This is a genomic window from Paenibacillus sp. FSL H8-0457, assembly GCF_038051935.1.
In the GTDB taxonomy this organism is placed as follows: Bacteria; Bacillota; Bacilli; order Paenibacillales; family Paenibacillaceae; genus Paenibacillus_AQ; species Paenibacillus_AQ lautus_A.
Window position 1 is genome coordinate 6,794,204 of record NZ_CP150293.1, and the last position, 15,305, is coordinate 6,809,508.

The 15,305-nt window shown below is 52.2% G+C and carries 13 protein-coding genes; 4 read left to right on the forward strand and 9 right to left on the reverse strand.

Translation table 11 applies throughout. From position 1 onward, the window contains the following. Positions 1 to 45: 45 nt before the first annotated feature. The 5 genes from MHI43_RS30660 to MHI43_RS30680 form a co-directional block, all read right to left on the reverse strand. Entirely contained in the window at positions 46 to 1,332 is a 1,287-nt protein-coding gene (locus MHI43_RS30660; protein ID WP_015737869.1) for an alpha-L-fucosidase, read from the reverse strand. A 64-nt stretch (positions 1,333 to 1,396) separates the two neighbouring features. After that, complete coding sequence (locus MHI43_RS30665) at positions 1,397 to 2,782, reverse strand: alpha-L-fucosidase (protein WP_036659315.1); 1,386 nt, start codon at positions 2,780 to 2,782, stop codon at positions 1,397 to 1,399. 146 nt (positions 2,783 to 2,928) lie between these two features. Then, positions 2,929 to 4,539: an extracellular solute-binding protein gene (locus MHI43_RS30670; protein WP_015737871.1), complete on the reverse strand. Its 1,611-nt coding sequence runs from the start codon at positions 4,537 to 4,539 to the stop codon at positions 2,929 to 2,931. A gap of 43 nt (positions 4,540 to 4,582) precedes the next feature. Then, positions 4,583 to 5,491, reverse strand: coding sequence for a carbohydrate ABC transporter permease (locus tag MHI43_RS30675; RefSeq protein WP_015737872.1), 909 nt, complete (start codon positions 5,489 to 5,491; stop codon positions 4,583 to 4,585). A 15-nt stretch (positions 5,492 to 5,506) separates the two neighbouring features. Further along, a complete protein-coding gene (locus tag MHI43_RS30680) occupies positions 5,507 to 6,478 on the reverse strand; it encodes an ABC transporter permease subunit (RefSeq protein ID WP_009593016.1) in 972 nt (323 codons plus the stop codon). Between the two features lie 422 nt (positions 6,479 to 6,900). On the opposite strand from MHI43_RS30680, the gene MHI43_RS30685 reads away from it, so the two are divergent. Continuing rightward, positions 6,901 to 7,935 (forward strand): glycoside hydrolase family 18 protein, encoded by a 1,035-nt coding sequence (locus tag MHI43_RS30685; protein ID WP_036659316.1) that lies wholly within the window; start codon positions 6,901 to 6,903, stop codon positions 7,933 to 7,935. Positions 7,936 to 8,332: 397 nt separating this feature from the next. Here MHI43_RS30685 and MHI43_RS30690 read toward each other — a convergent pair whose 3' ends face one another. Both MHI43_RS30690 and MHI43_RS30695 read right to left on the reverse strand, forming a co-directional pair. Beyond that, entirely contained in the window at positions 8,333 to 8,551 is a 219-nt protein-coding gene (locus tag MHI43_RS30690; RefSeq protein WP_009593023.1) for a DUF378 domain-containing protein, read from the reverse strand. A 168-nt stretch (positions 8,552 to 8,719) separates the two neighbouring features. After that, positions 8,720 to 9,616, reverse strand: a complete 897-nt coding sequence (locus MHI43_RS30695) for a LysR family transcriptional regulator (RefSeq protein ID WP_036659317.1) — start codon at positions 9,614 to 9,616, stop codon at positions 8,720 to 8,722. A gap of 158 nt (positions 9,617 to 9,774) precedes the next feature. Between MHI43_RS30695 and MHI43_RS30700 the strand changes: the two genes are divergently transcribed. Then, a complete protein-coding gene (locus MHI43_RS30700; RefSeq protein WP_036659319.1) occupies positions 9,775 to 10,818 on the forward strand; it encodes a putative sulfate exporter family transporter in 1,044 nt (347 codons plus the stop codon). A gap of 294 nt (positions 10,819 to 11,112) precedes the next feature. Further along, positions 11,113 to 12,582, forward strand: a complete 1,470-nt coding sequence (locus tag MHI43_RS30705) for an alpha-amylase (RefSeq protein WP_036659320.1) — start codon at positions 11,113 to 11,115, stop codon at positions 12,580 to 12,582. Positions 12,583 to 12,701: 119 nt separating this feature from the next. Here the strand turns inward: MHI43_RS30705 and MHI43_RS30710 are convergent, their stop codons facing one another. Continuing rightward, positions 12,702 to 13,601 (reverse strand): ABC transporter permease subunit, encoded by a 900-nt coding sequence (locus tag MHI43_RS30710; RefSeq protein ID WP_015737878.1) that lies wholly within the window; start codon positions 13,599 to 13,601, stop codon positions 12,702 to 12,704. 19 nt (positions 13,602 to 13,620) lie between these two features. After that, the gene (locus MHI43_RS30715; protein ID WP_036659323.1) at positions 13,621 to 14,529 is read right to left on the reverse strand and encodes an ABC transporter permease subunit; all 909 of its coding nucleotides are present in this window, start codon (positions 14,527 to 14,529) and stop codon (positions 13,621 to 13,623) included. A 266-nt stretch (positions 14,530 to 14,795) separates the two neighbouring features. Here MHI43_RS30715 and MHI43_RS30720 point away from each other — a divergent pair, with 266 nt between their 5' ends. Next, positions 14,796 to 15,272, forward strand: coding sequence for a glutathione peroxidase (locus tag MHI43_RS30720; RefSeq protein WP_009592987.1), 477 nt, complete (start codon positions 14,796 to 14,798; stop codon positions 15,270 to 15,272). The last annotated feature ends 33 nt before the right edge of the window (positions 15,273 to 15,305 follow it).

Genomic DNA, 15,305 nt, shown 5'->3' on the forward strand with positions numbered 1-15,305 from the left:
AGGGAGGCTAAGCGCCTATCAAGCGTTTGTCTCCCCGTGATATGGTTAGTTATGGGTGACGACGGCTCCCGAGCCGCCATACATCTCCAGCTCTTCGTCAAACTCCAGCTTAAGGACCGTCACCTGCTCATGCGTATCTTCCGGCGTCATTTTGATCCACGTCGTCCCCGGGATGTTGAACCAAGGCACGCCTCCATGGATTTCATGTTCAAGCTCTTTGCCCGAGTGCAGCACGGTAATTTTCTTGATCGGATTGCACAGTCCCTTGATGCACACATTCTCCTTCGGGTCGTCATAGACAAATAAATACAATGTCTTTCGATCCTCGGAGATCGTGCTTCCTCCCAGATAATAGCGGGTCATAATGCCTTCGCCCGTTCCGAATACGGCCTCCTCATGAGTTCGGATCCAAGCTCCCAGCCCAAGCAGAATGTCCTCCTGCCTAGGATCGATGGTGCCGTCCTCGCGGGGACCGATATCCAAGAGCATATTGCCCCCCATGGAGATGCAGTCGCAGAACATCCGAATGATCTGGTTCAATGATTTGTATTTATGGTCTGTAGGCACGTAGCCCCATGAGGTGTTGATCGTGGTGCAGAATTCCCACGGTCCCTCCGGTCTCGTGATCGGAATGCCCTGCTCAGGCGTTTTATAATCGCCGTGGCCCTGAAGCCGCGAGTTGATGATGATATCCGGATTGAAGGATTGCAGATAATGCTTGAACTCCGGCAGATTCCACTGCTCGGCGCTGCGTTCCCAATCGCCGTCGAACCACAGCAGATCCACCTTCCCGTAATTCGTCAGGATTTCCCGCAGCTGATTGTTGTTGAACTCCAGGAATTTCTGCCACTTCTCCTGATCCTGAACGCCGTCCACGGGGCTGGTGTGCGGGTTGACGCCGCTGAGATCCTCCGGTACCCTGCCTCCTTCGAACACGCTCGGATAATCCGGATGCGACCAATCGATCAGAGAGAAATACATGCCCAGGTGAATCCCCTTCTCCCTGATCGCTTCCGCATACTCCCGCACGATGTCCCGATTGGCCGGCGTCCGCTTGACCACGTTGAGATCGCTGTACTGCGTATCCCACAGGGCAACGCCGTCATGGTGCTTCGTGGTCAGCACGGCATACCGGGCACCGGACTTCTCGATCAAGTCCGCCCATTTCTCCGCATTGAATTTCGACGCCGTAAAGCCGTCCAGCTGCTTCATGTACTCGTCGTACGTGATCCTCCCGTTATAGAAGGACCAGGATTCCGAGACCCCGTCCACGGCATAGATGCCGTAGTGAATGAAGATCCCCAGCTTGGCTTCTTCGAACCATTTCTGCATATCTGTCCACACCTCTTCTTGAAGTCGTTATAACATTAGAGAAATCGTTTATGCAGCCCGCCTCTTAACGAAACCGCAATACATGCGCGATCGGCGCCAGCCCCTGACGCTCCTGATCCGGAAGTCGGACCGCGACGCCATCGTCCGTGCGGCGATAATCCAGCGCCTCCTGACCCCCGACCAGATCTATGCGGCTGAACGCCGTCTGAATCGGAATGAACAGCTCCTCAGGAACGGCTTCTTGCTCATTTCGATACAGATAGATGGCGTAGGTCGTATCGCCTTTTTGGGTAAACTGGACCGCGCCGGAGGAATACGGCTCACAGACACGAGTCCCATAGATGGCCTCTCCGTAGACTTTCAGCCACTCTCCCATACCCTTCATTCGTGAAATGGCCGTCTCGGGCAGCCTTCCGTCCGGCTGCGGGCCCACATTGAGCGCTAGATTTCCGCCTTTGGCCACGATTTCGGCCAGCAGGTGAATAAGCTGGCGCACCGTTTTGTAACGATCCTCGTAGCGGAAGGAGAAGGAGGTTCCCATCGTGATGCAGCTCTCCCAAGGCACATGAAGGGCACGCTCAGGAAGGGTCTGCTCCGGCGTGATCAGATTCTCGTAAGGCCCGCCGACCGTGCGGTCCGCCGAAAGAAGCCAAGGCTGAATCTCACGCGCCTTCTCTACCACTTCGCCCAATCGGATATTCTGGTCCCGGTAATCGTTCACCCAGCCTGCATCCAGCCACAGCACATCGATGCGGCCGTAACGGGTCATCAGTTCCATGATCTGCTCATGGGTAAACTGGACGAACTGTTCCCACAGCCAAGGATATTTCTTCGGATCGTAGCTTGGGCCGCGAGAAGTGAAGCTCCCCGCTTCCATTCCCGGCGCCCAGTAGTATGGGGTATGCCAATCGGCCTTGGAGAAATAGGCGGAGATGCCGAGCCCCTTGGCACGGAAGGCATCGAACAGCTCCTTCGTGATATCGGCGTGTTTATGCCTATGGAACGGACATTCCGGTCCCGTAACGCGATAATCGGTCGTATGCGTATCCCACATGCAGAATCCGTCATGATGCTTGGTGGTAAAGTTCAAATATTTGAAGCCGTTATCGGCTGCCAGGTCAGCCCACAGATCAGGCTGAAAGCGAAGCGGGTTGAACGTCTTGTTCAAATCGAAATACTGCCGTTTAAGCTCCTCCGCATCGATGTCCCAGTCAATGCCGTCACGTGACCAGTCCGCGTCTTTATCGCTCAGCGCCCACGATTCAACAAGGCCCAGCTGGGAATACGGCCCCCAGTGCATCATCAGGCCCAGCTTCTGGTCCTTGAACCATTCCAATCGCTCCAGAAGCAGCGGATCCTCCGGCTTGACCCATTTGTCCTCACTGCTGAAATTGTGCACGCCCTGCTCCACTACCGCTTGCTCTTCCTCAACCAGCTTGTTCTCCGACATGGTGTACCTCCAATAGTCATTTGTGATAACGATATCTTTGAAGATCATTAGAAAGGGCTTTGCCTGCCCTTTAAAAACAATAGCCAACCCCCGGTCATGAAGCGACCGGGATACGTTGGCTCTTTGTTTTTCATATATGCATCTGATTATTGCTCAGCGTTCCAGCGATCATATGCGCCTTGGTAAAGCTCGACGAGACGGTCGCTGCCCATTTTCTTGACTTGCGCGACGTATTTATCCCAATTCTCAAGCGGCTCTTGGCCTGTTACGAATTTGGCTTCCATCTGTTTCACGTACGTTTCCAAATCGGACAACAGCGCAGTTGCTTCACTCTGCTCCTCATTCGTCAAGTAGACGTTAGGGAACGGCGATTTGCCGATCGGCACCAGTTTCTCTTGATTCTGCTGATCGATCCACTCATCGAATTCGGTGCGTAGACCTTTCGCAACATCCGGATCATTGACGCCAGGTGTCAAAATACCGTAGTTCGGCGTGATTTTGCCGCGATACTCCTCACGATCGCCGCCGCCCGGCACTGGGAGCCATTCTTTCACGCGGTTTGCCTCATCCTTGAATTTCCACAGGGTGCCTTCCGGTCCTTGGTTAAACAGCGTGGCGCCCTCATAGCTGTACAGGTAATCGATCCAGCGCATGGTCGCTTCCGGAGCCGGGTTGCTGCTCGAAATGGCGAATGTGCCTCTTGCCGACATACCAGGGTGCATGCCGTATACCGGAGAGTCGGCGATTTCACTCTTCACCGGCGTCATGAGCGGATGCTCGCTGCTAGGCTCGCCGCCGAGCGTGAAGTACGCATGGTAGTCGTTAAACAGAGCCAGCTGATTGTTTTCTCCCTTGGCTTTTTTCTGATCGCCTGTTTGCGAGAAGGTTTCATGATCCAGCAGTTCTTCCTTCCACAGACGGTTCATGAACGTCAGATAGCCTTTGTAGCCTTCTTCCTGATAAGGGTAGTGTACTTTCCCATCCTTGTCGGAATAGATTCCTTCGTTGTACATGCCCCAGAAGCCGAAGAAGTACATACGCAGGTCATCGAGCTTGACGGAAGTCAGCGGAATCTCGTCTTTCTTTCCGTTTCCGTTAGGATCTTCTTCCTTGACGCGTTTCAAGAATGTATATAATTCCTCAGTAGTCTTTGGCTCGGACACGTTTAGCGCTTTTAGGAACTTGCCGTTGTACCACATCGGGCCTCTGTACCATACGGCAGCCTTGTCAACGAACGGCAGGGCGTAGATATGTCCGTCCGGGGTCGTGAAGGATTTGCGGACATCCGGGTTTTCGTCAAAAATCTTTTTGATGTTCGGTGCATAGCCTTCGTCAATGTACTTCTCCAGCGGAATGAGGATACCTTGGCTGCCGTAAGTTACCTGCTCAGCCGGCTTCAGATCCGCAGCATAGAACATATCGGGCAAATCGCCGCTCGCAAACACCAGATTTTTCTTCGTTTCAAAGCTGTCAATCGGAGAAAGCTGGTATTCCAGCTTGATGCCTGACAATTTCTCCATCTCTTGTAGTACGGGCATCGTATTCCAATCGGCTACACCGGCATCCTGTGACATGACCGTCAGAGTGATCGGCTCATCCACAATCGGGAAACCTTCCTTCTTTACCCCTTCCGTGCTGGCTGTCCCGGACGGTGCTGTAGCAGCGCCATCTCCTTTAGGTGAACCACAGGCTGCAAGCATTGTTGCTGAGAGGGTGAGGCAGAGTAAAATAGATGATGCCTTGCGAAGCTTTTTCATGACAACAACTCCCCTTTTTTGGTGTGGATTGTATGGTTTAAGATCAGCCCTTAACGGAACCAATCATAACACCCTGCACAAAGTAACGCTGAAGGAACGGATAAACAGCAATAACCGGAAGTGTCGCAACGATAATGACCGCATATTTGACCAGTGCGGCAATTTCCGCTTTGGAATTCATCGCTGCTGCGGATGAGGCGTCAATCGCCCCTCCGCCCTGTGCCGCCATCTCCTGAAGCACCAGGATTTGACGCAGGAAGAGCTGCAGCGGATACTTCGCCGCATCGTTCAGATAAATCATGGCACTGAAGTAACTGTTCCAATGTCCGACGCCGTAGAAAAGTGCCATGACGGCAATAATCGGCATCGAGAGCGGCAATACGATTTTGACGAATAACCGGAAGTTCGTACAGCCGTCGATATGGGCCGCTTCCTGAAGCTCCTTCGGAATGGTCGATTGGAAGAACGTCCGGGACACAATTATATTCCATATGGACGCAGCTCCCGGCAGTATAAGAGCCCACATGCTGTTGACCATGCCAAGATCTTTAACGAGCAGGTAACTCGGAATCAGTCCCCCACCGAAAAACATCGTAACCAGGAACACCGCCATAAAAAATCCTCTGCCCACAAAATCCGAGCGACTGAGCGCATAGGCTGCTGGCAGCGTGACAATCAGATTCACGATCGTACCTATCACTGTATAAATAATCGTGTTCTTATAGCCAATCCAAATGTTGGCATTCTCGAACACCCTGGCATATCCATCAAAAGTTATCCCTTTCGGAATCAGCCACATTTCACCTGAGCTTACGTACTTCGGATCACTGATAGAGGCGCTGACAATGTACAGCAGCGGGTACAGTACGATGATCAGTGCAATCGTCAAATAGATGTAGTTGCATAGCAGGAATAATTTATCCCCCTTGCTTTCCCTTACCGTGGATGACATATGTTATTCCCCCTTCTACCACAGGCTGTTTTCGCTGGTGCGACGAGCGATTTGGTTCACCGCTATCAGCAGAATCGCATTAATGACCGAATTGAACAATCCGACAGCGGTAGAGAAGCTGTACTGTGCGTCAACCAGACCAGAGCGATAAACGAAAGTCGAGATGACATCGGAAGAGCTCATATTCAGCGGGTTCTGCAGGAGCAGGATTTTCTCGAATCCGACGCCCAAAATGCTGCCCATGTTCAGGATCAACAGGATGGTGATCGTAGGTACGATCGCCGGAATATTGATGTGCAGAATGCGCTTGAACCTGCTCGCACCGTCCACGACGGCTGCCTCGTGCAGCTGCGGATCGACACCCGATAATGCGGCCAGATAGATGATGGTACCCCAGCCCGCACTCTGCCATACGCCGGACAACACGTATACGGTCTTAAACCAGGCAGGGTCCGTCAAGAATTGCGGCGGCTGAAAGCCCAGCATTTCCACAAAATTTACGATCATGCCGGACGAAGGCGACAAGAAGGTAATGATCATACCGGACATAACAACGACTGAAATAAAATGCGGCGCATACGTGACGGTCTGTACCGTACGCTTGAAGAATGAATCCTTCACTTCATTGAAGGCCAATGCCAGAATGATGGGCAGCGGAAACCCTATGGCCAGCTCATACAAGCTGATGCTCAAGGTATTCCAGAGCAAGTCCCAGAAGTAATAAGAGTTAAAGAAGCGTTCGAAATGGTCGAATCCGACCCACGGACTTCCCGTTATTCCCAACGTCGGGATGAAGTTTTTGAAGGCGATTTGGATCCCGTACATCGGGCCATAATGGAAAATGACAAAATACAGAAATGCCGGAGCGATAAACAAATACAGCTCCCAGTTTCGAATCATCCTCCTCCATAATGTATTTTTTTTACGATTCGGAATCGTATTCACCGATAAGTTTGGCGACAGGGCGGACTTACCACTTTGCTGCATCGGTTTCTCCCTCCTTCTCTAATGAAAAATCCGGCCATTTTTTTCGGAAAAGCACCCCTGTTCAATGGATAAGAAAGAGCCTTCCTGACCACTCCTTAGCGTGCGGCTTTCGCCAGCCTCAGAATTGTTAACGCTTACATCCCAAGTGTATGGATCGCGGCATCATCCGTAAATATGTCATTTTCAATTGTCCGGTTGTAACGGCTCCATCCATTGGTATGACGGGCTTTTCACGTCCTTCCCAGTCTTGTCATTGTCGTTTTCGGGCAGGAAAACATGTGATTTTTGACCCCTCCCCCTACGATAAATTGTCATCTTCGTTAACGGGATGATCCTTGACAGATGTCATATCTGACCGTAAGTTGGAAAAATAAACCGTAAAAGCAAAACTGACATATTCTAAAAGAAATGAGGTATTACGCATGCAGCCATCAACCTGGATTTTAGCCGGCTACGCAGGGCGCAAAGTCTTATCCGAGATCACGGCCGAAGATGCCCGGCGGCTCACTCACTTGAACGTCGCTTTTGCCCATATCCAAGAAGACAAGATTACGTATACCGACACGAACACCATTCACGAGATCCAACGCTTGAAAGCCGTCAATCCCGAATTAACCATACTGTTGTCCGTTGGCGGCTGGGGCTCCGACGGATTCTCGAAAGCGGCAGCCACGTCCGAAGGTAGACAAAGCGTGTGCGAATCGGCGATCAAACTGCTGCAAGAGTTTCCCTTCGACGGCATTGACCTGGACTGGGAGTATCCATGCTACTCGATCGCCGGAACGGCGGCATCGCCAAACGACAAGGAGAACTTTACGCTGCTGCTGAAGGAGCTCCGGGAATCGCTGGATCAGTACGGGCGGGGCAAGACACACTATCTGTTGACCATCGCGGCCGGAGCCGATCAATATTATATCGACGGCACCGAAATCAATGACATCCACCCCTATCTCGACTTCATTCAGCTGATGACGTACGACATGCGCGGCGGATTCCAGACGCTGACGGGCCACCATACCAACCTGTACACCTCCACCGGCGATCTGTTCCGAATCAGCGTCGACGCATCCGTCCGTCTGTTTACCCTAGCCGGTGTGCCGCGCGAAAAAATCGTGATCGGGGCCGCATTCTACTCCAGGAAGTGGAACGATGTGCCGGACGTGAACAACGGATACCTCCAGGTCGCTCCCTCCCCCGGAGGTTACGGCCCGACCTATACCCAGCTCGCTGCCGAGTATTTTAGCAATCCTTCCTATAAGAGGTACTGGGACGACGAAGCCAAAGCGCCTTATTTATTCGACGGCAGCAGCTTCATCACATACGATGACGCCGAATCCCTGACCCATAAATGCAAATACATACAGGAGCAGGGGCTGGCCGGCATCATGTTCTGGGAATACAGCTGCGATGCGACGCACAGCCTGGTGGATGCCTTGTACAAAGCATTGCGTTCTTAAGCGGAACTGAGCTAGCACGAGCTGCAGCAGATTCACTCCCTTCATCATGTCTTAGAAAAGCTGATGATAGATGAGCTACACGTTAATTTATATAACATGCAGTTGACTTCATCTTCTTGCGCTGCAATGACTTGGCTTCATTCTATGGGTTCCTTCCGGATCCCGTAAATATGTCGTTTTTATCTATAACTATAGAGCACGAAAACCCTTATTTATACTGGGAAATTCATACTGCATATGTTGAATTTGCACCTCACATAAGCCTGCCGCCACACGGACAGTTTCAAAGTTTTGGACATTAAAAAAAAGCCGGTCCCCAATAGGGACCGGCTTTTTGGCTTATGCAAACCCAGGCATTTCTTGTCATTCGCGTTATGTTTATGTCACTAAATATAACCTATTTAGCTGTTGAACGGTCGTCATTCGTAACGTCACCGAAGAAGCGGATCGAGTACAGTGCACACAGTCCGACAATCGTATAGATGATGCGGGAGCCTACAGAGCTCTGCCCACCAAACAATGCAGCGACCAGGTCGTATTGAAACAGACCCACGAGCAGCCAGTTGATGCCTCCGATAATCAATAACAGCAATGCGATGGTATTAAATGTTCTCATCGTTTAACCCTCCTTACGCCCTTTTTTTCACGTCATTTCTTATATGGTTTATTCAATAGATTCTGGTAACTATTTTTAACCAACAATTGCATTTATAATCATGACCGGACAAAAAAACATCCCTAAGCGGGATGTCCTTGATACTCGATTCGAAATCGCCTTCTTCCCCTACACTTCCTTAGGAAACCCGCGCTGTTGGCGCAGAAGCTCCAGAAAGATCTCAACGGCCTTGGTGTGATAAGGCGTTTTCTGCGTAACCCATGAGAACTGGCGCGCCACCGGCTTGCCATCCGGTACCAGCATATGCAGCGTTCCAAGTCGAATCTCCTTGCGCACCGCCCACCTCGACAACAGCGTGACGCCAAGGCCTGCCTCCACGGATTCCTTGATCAGCTGGGTGCTTCCGAACTCCACGATATGCTTAGGATGAACATGATACCGGGAGAACATCCGCTCCGTTGCCTCGCGGGTGCCCGAACCGGCTTCCCTGACAATCCAGGTCTCATCCGCCAGCTCGGACAGCGGTACCTCCTGCAGATGGTCGTACCGCCCGTCACGGGGGACCATCACCACCATTTCATCCTCCGCGAAAGCCTCGATAAGCAGCTTCTCATCCTGATAGTCGCCCTCGACGATCCCGATATCCGCCTCATGTCGCAATATCATCTCCGCCACCTCCTTGGTGTTCCCGATCGTAATCGACGGGCGGATCAAGGGATAACGCTCCCTCATATAAGCGATCAAATGCGGCAGCATGTACTCCCCGAAGGTATAGCTGGAGCCGATGGACAGATGGCCGCTTGCCCGATGCATCAAATCGTCCACAAGGGCGTTCATGCGGGTGTACAGGCCCAAAATGTCCTTCGCATGATGGTATACGATCTCTCCCGCTTTCGTAAGCCGGACGTATTTATTGGTTCTCTCCAGCAGCTTGGTGCCAACGGAACGCTCCAACGCCTGGATATACTGGCTTACCGCCGGCTGTGTCATAAGCAGTTCCTCGGCCGCGCGGGTAAAATTCCCCTTATCTACGACGGCTACGAATACTTCCAGTGCTTGATCCACGCTTTTAGCCCCCTTCAATTCTAGATCCACAAATGGTTATGCGTTATATTACCATAATTAATTACTTATGATGATTATCATAATGATTTATTTTTCTTATTCTAAGCAATGGGATACGATGGGTTCAGACCAACCGAACGAATCGGAGGTTATGTCTTATGGCTGAACCCGCATATTCCAAATCTCAAGAGCATGTCCATCGTCTGGTTCGATGGACGCAGCATTCGCTGCCCGCCACTGCTGGCGGCGTAGCCTTTACCTTTGTCATCGCCCTTATCGGTTACGGATTAGCCAGCGTGCCGGGCCTTGGCTATCTTGGCCAGCTTGCCTGGGCAATTCTGATCGCCGCTGTATACCGGCAGCTGCGCGGTTACCCGGAGAGACTGCGCACCGGGATCCAATTCACGGCCAAGCGTCTGCTGCGCCTAGCGATCATTCTATATGGCTTAAAGCTGAATATCGGCGTCGTATTCCAGCAAGGCTTGGGGTTAATGCTGAGAGATGTCATCAGCGTCGTGTTTGCGATCGGGCTTACGCTGCTGATTGCCAAATGGCTGAAGGCCGATATGTCCCTGTCCCTTCTGCTCGGTATTGGAACCGGTGTATGCGGCGCGGCGGCCATCGCCGCCGTGTCCCCGATCGTGAAAGCCAAGGAAAAGGACACCGCGCTTGGAGCAGGTCTTATCGCCTTTCTTGGAACCGTCGTCGCGATCGGCTATACCCTCGTCCAGCCGCTGCTTCCCTTATCGGATACCCAATACGGCGTCTGGTCGGGCGTAAGTCTTCATGAGATCGCCCATGTAGCACTCGCAGCCGCTCCGGCAGGCGAAGATGCTCTTGCCATCAGTCTGCTTGCCAAGCTTGGCCGCGTATTTCTGCTCGTGCCGCTCAGCATCGTGCTAATGGTCTGGATGAAGCGGACCGGGCGTTTGCAGAGCCAAACGCGGATGGAGTTTCCCTGGTTTCTGCTTGGCTTCATCGCAGCGAGCTTGCTGGGAAGCTGGGAATTTACCGGACAACCGATCATTCCCCTGCCGGTCAAGGATACGATATCCCAGGCAGCCTCCTTCATCCTTGCCATGGCGATGGTGGGACTTGGCCTGAATGTCCACTTGAAGGACATACGCGGCGCCTGGCGGCCGCTGCTGGCCATGGCCATCACCACCGTGCTGCTGATCCTGCTGACTTATGCCATGGCATAAGCAATCAGGTGCCGGCCCAGTGCCCGAAACGAAAAGCCATTCCCTGCTCGCGGGGGATGGCTTTTTGGCGGTGAAAGCCTTCAATCCCTTTCCATCCTCCGGGCGATGGATTGAAGCCGTTTCTGGCCCCCGCCAACCTGAAGGGCCCCGTCTTTTTCTTTCCATTTTTGGGCAAAACTAAAAGGGCGGGATCTGCCCATTTCGGGGGGACGGTTTAGCTCCCCCGCTTTCTTGGGTATTTGAGCTTAGTATGCACTCATCATGCAGAGCGATCAGGATAGAGGAGATGGAAGTATGCAGCGAAATCATACGATTATGCAGTTCTTCGAATGGCATGTGGCCGCCGACGGATCGCATTGGAAGCGGCTCAAGAACGCAGCGCCGGAGCTGAGCAAGGCGGGGATCGACGCGGTTTGGATTCCTCCGGTGACAAAGGCATCGTCCGCCGAGGACAATGGTTACGGCGTTTACGACCTGTATGATCTGGGGGAATTCGATCAGAAGGGAACGGTTCGCACGAAGTACGGAACCAAGCAGGAATTGATCGATGCCATTGCGGCCTGCCAGAAGAACGGGATCGCGGTCTATGTGGATCTGGTGATGAACCATAAGGCGGGCGCCGATGAGACCGAACGTTTCCGGGTGGTGCAGGTCGACGAGATGGATCGGACCAAGGATATATCGAAGCCGTTCGAGATCGAGGGATGGACCAAATTCACGTTCCCCGGCCGGGGGGACCAATACTCTGCCTTCCAATGGAATTTCACTCATTTCAACGGGACCGATTACGACGAAATCAACAAACGTTCCGGCATTTACCGCATCGTCGGCGAGAATAAATCGTGGAGCGATAAGGTGGACCATGAATTCGGCAATTACGACTACCTGATGTTTGCCAACATTGATTACAGCCATCCGGATGTGCGCAAGGAAATGATTGCATGGGGGAAATGGCTGGTGGATACGCTGCAATGCAGCGGATTCCGGCTGGATGCGATCAAACACATCAATCATGATTTCATCAAAGAATTTGCGACCGCCATGAAAAAAAAGCGCGGCGATGATTTTTACATCGTGGGGGAGTTCTGGAACCCCGAGCTTCAGGACTGCCGGAATTTCCTGGATACGGTGGATTATAAAATCGATCTGTTCGACGTGTCTCTTCACTATAAACTCCAAGCAGCTTCGAAAGCCGGGCGTTCCTTCGATCTACGGACGATTTTCGACGATACGCTCGTGCAATCGCATCCGATGAATGCCGTCACGTTTGTGGACAATCACGACTCGCAGCCGCAGGAATCGCTGGAATCCTGGGTGGAGGATTGGTTCAAGCAGAGCGCTTATGCGTTGATCCTGCTGCGGAAGGACGGTTATCCTTCGGTCTTCTACGGCGATTATTACGGAATCGGCGGCGAGAACCCCATTCCCGGCAAACGGGAAGCGATTGATCCGCTGCTCTACGCCAGGGCGAATCGGGCGTACGGCGAGCAGGATGATTATTTTGACCACCCGAATACGATAGGCTGGGTCCGCCGCGGCATTCCGGAAATCGAATGTTCCGGCTGCGCGGTGGTCATCGCCAACGGCGAAGCCGGGGATAAGCGAATGTTTGTCGGCGAGCATCGCGCCGGAGAGGTATGGGTGGATCTGACCCGCACCCGGAAGGATCGCGTAACGATCGGCGAGGACGGCTTCGGGCTGTTCCCGGTGAACGGCGGCAGCGTGTCCGTATGGGCTCACCCGGATATCCCCGTAGAAGCGTGACAAACCGCATTCGGCATGGACATAAAAAGACCGGAAGAAATCGGCTTCGGCAGAAGCTTGCCTCCTTATGGGAAGCACCTGCATAAGCTTTCATTCTTCCGGTTTTTTTGCGTTAACATTCAGCCCTTGACCTGAAAACGGCGGCGCAGACCCTCGCCTAACAGGTTGAACGTGATGATCAGCAGCATCATGGCAAATGCCGGATAGACCACGAATTGGAACTTCCCAAGCCAGATGTCTGCCCGATGCTTGGACAGAATCGTTGCCCAGTTATAACCCGTCTCCACGAATTCCATGACGTAATAATTAACTTCCTTCCACTCATGACCAAGGAAGATGTTCACGATCGCAAGCTGGCCGAGCAGGAGCATGACCTTTCCCATATCCAAACAGAAGTTGACGATCACTTCGGGGAACATGACCGGGATATAGTAATTCTTCGTCAACGTCCTCGTGCGAAGACCTAAAGCGGTTCCGGCCTCCATATAGGGCTCGCTTGCCATCTTATGGGCCTGCTGCTGAATCGTGATGGCCACCCGCCCGGCTTCGACGCTAGCCAGAATCAGAATGGCCCAGCCCATCCGCTGCTGGGAGAAGAGAAAGAACGGAAGCGCAAGCAGCAGCGCGGATGCAAAGACCGGCGGCAAATAGGAGCACAACTGGTTCCAAAAGGTGATCAGCCGGTGGGTGAACCCCTTTTTCTTGCGGGCAATCAATCCCAGGGGCACCCCGATCGCATATCGGACAGCCGTAATCGCGAGCACCAGCAGGATCGTATCCTTGGCGGTCACAACCAGCTTGCTCAGGTTATCGACCCCTCGCTTGTCCGATCCAAGCCAATTCTTCGAGGAAGGCTTATAGGGCGGAAGGGTCAGCTTCTGCTTCCCGTCCTTCATGACCCATCTGGAGGGTTCCTTCTTCAAATCCTTATCAATGAAGGGCATATAAGGCCCCGCCAGCATAACGAAAACAAAGAAAGCAAGCAAAATACTGCCTATCCATAAAGGGAAATTCTTCAAGACGGCTCACCTCGTATCTTTATCGTGGATCAAAGTACTTGCGTGCCGAATGACTAATCCATTGGACGATCATGAACAGCACCATGAAGGAAAATGCGATATAAATAATGACACCCGGTTCATAATTGCCGCCGGTGCCGCTGAACGTATTGAAATCCAGTGCCAGAAACAATCTCCACGCCGCCCCTGGATAGTTGCGGTAATATTCCACCACGAGCAGGTTGGACAAGATGAAGACAAGCAGGCCCGGAAGATGGGTCAGGATGGTCGCGATGCCGTTGCGCAGCATATGTTTGTAGACAACCTTTCGGTCGCTGAGTCCTTTGGCTCTAGCCAGCAGTATGTACATCTTGCCTTCCTGTGCGAGCAGCGAGGCCGACGTGATTCGGGCAATGAAGAAAATCGGGTAAATCGAGACAAGCAGCGAAGGCAGCACGAAGGCCTCCCAGCCGTCAACCGCAAAATAACGGATGGCCGGAACATGCTTAATGAGCACCCACTGGGCGATCAGCATCAGGAAAAAATCCGGAATGGACTGGAACAGCCATGTCGTCCAGTGCCCCAGCGCGCTAAATTTGGTCTTGGACAATTTGTAGTCCAGGACTCCCTTCAGAATGCCGAACACGAATCCTATGAATAAAGCGGATACAATAACGAGCAGGCTTTTGCCGACGGCTCCGAAAGCGGCCGCTTCCGAAGACTGGCCGTTATATCGCGATTCCCCCAGCGTACCGTTCTGAATCGCCGCTGCAAAATAATCCCGGATATGCGTTACATACTCACCCAGATCAAAGGAATAATTTGTCACCCATAAATTGCTGTCCAGCGACAGATTCAGATCCCTTGGAACCAGGACGATGAGGACGATGAACATAAAAGCCAGCAGGCTGGTCACCGTCGTTTTGAGCATTTGCGTTTTTAATCTCATACCGTCCTCCCACACATGATTTCAGTAGTACCCCTCTTGGTTCGTTCGATAAAGCACTTATTCTACTACTATCATACATCTCCTAAATAAGTCCAGATGAAAATACAAAATTTTACTTTTGATACTTCCGCATCAGGTATTGAAATTCATATATGGCCATGTACCCGCTCGCATAAACCCTGGATGTCGCCGTATCAAATTGCAATCCGCAGTAAAAGGATATACTCTGAACTTAATACATCTCATTGGAGGAGGTTTCTACGGCGATGTCGATCTATGAATATGAAGTAAAAACGATACGCGGCGAATCCCAAACGCTGGAATCTTATAAAGGGGACGTCATGCTGATCGTCAATACGGCGACCAAATGCGGCTTTGCCCCTCAATTCGACGGTCTGGAGAAGCTGCACCAAACCTACCGCGACCAGGGATTGGCCGTTCTCGGCTTCCCCAGCAGCCAATTCATGAATCAAGAGCTGGAGGAGGATGCCGCGATCGAAGAGGCCTGCAAGCTTAATCACGGCGTCACCTTCCCGCTGTTTTCCAAGATCGATGTGAACGGCACGAACGCTCATCCGCTTTACAAATATCTGACCAGCGAAGCCCCCGGCGCACTGGGCATCAAAGCGATCAAATGGAACTTCACCAAATTTCTGGTGGACCGCAGCGGCAAGGTGATCAAGCGCTTTGCACCGACGGACACTCCGGAGAAGATGGAAGAGGATATCAAGAAGCTGTTGTAAACCGATGCAGGACAGGATCCATTCTCCGTTTGC

Coding starts and splice junctions, on each gene's coding strand:
- MHI43_RS30660 (WP_015737869.1), bottom strand. CDS start 1,332: ATGCAGAAATGGTTCGAAGAAGCCAAGCTGGGGATCTTCATTCACTAC.
- MHI43_RS30715 (WP_036659323.1), bottom strand. CDS start 14,529: ATGAGATTAAAAACGCAAATGCTCAAAACGACGGTGACCAGCCTGCTG.
- MHI43_RS30665 (WP_036659315.1), bottom strand. CDS start 2,782: ATGTCGGAGAACAAGCTGGTTGAGGAAGAGCAAGCGGTAGTGGAGCAG.
- MHI43_RS30720 (WP_009592987.1), top strand. CDS start 14,796: ATGTCGATCTATGAATATGAAGTAAAAACGATACGCGGCGAATCCCAA.
- MHI43_RS30680 (WP_009593016.1), bottom strand. CDS start 6,478: ATGCAGCAAAGTGGTAAGTCCGCCCTGTCGCCAAACTTATCGGTGAAT.
- MHI43_RS30700 (WP_036659319.1), top strand. CDS start 9,775: ATGGCTGAACCCGCATATTCCAAATCTCAAGAGCATGTCCATCGTCTG.
- MHI43_RS30685 (WP_036659316.1), top strand. CDS start 6,901: ATGCAGCCATCAACCTGGATTTTAGCCGGCTACGCAGGGCGCAAAGTC.
- MHI43_RS30690 (WP_009593023.1), bottom strand. CDS start 8,551: ATGAGAACATTTAATACCATCGCATTGCTGTTATTGATTATCGGAGGC.
- MHI43_RS30705 (WP_036659320.1), top strand. CDS start 11,113: ATGCAGCGAAATCATACGATTATGCAGTTCTTCGAATGGCATGTGGCC.
- MHI43_RS30675 (WP_015737872.1), bottom strand. CDS start 5,491: ATGTCATCCACGGTAAGGGAAAGCAAGGGGGATAAATTATTCCTGCTA.
- MHI43_RS30670 (WP_015737871.1), bottom strand. CDS start 4,539: ATGAAAAAGCTTCGCAAGGCATCATCTATTTTACTCTGCCTCACCCTC.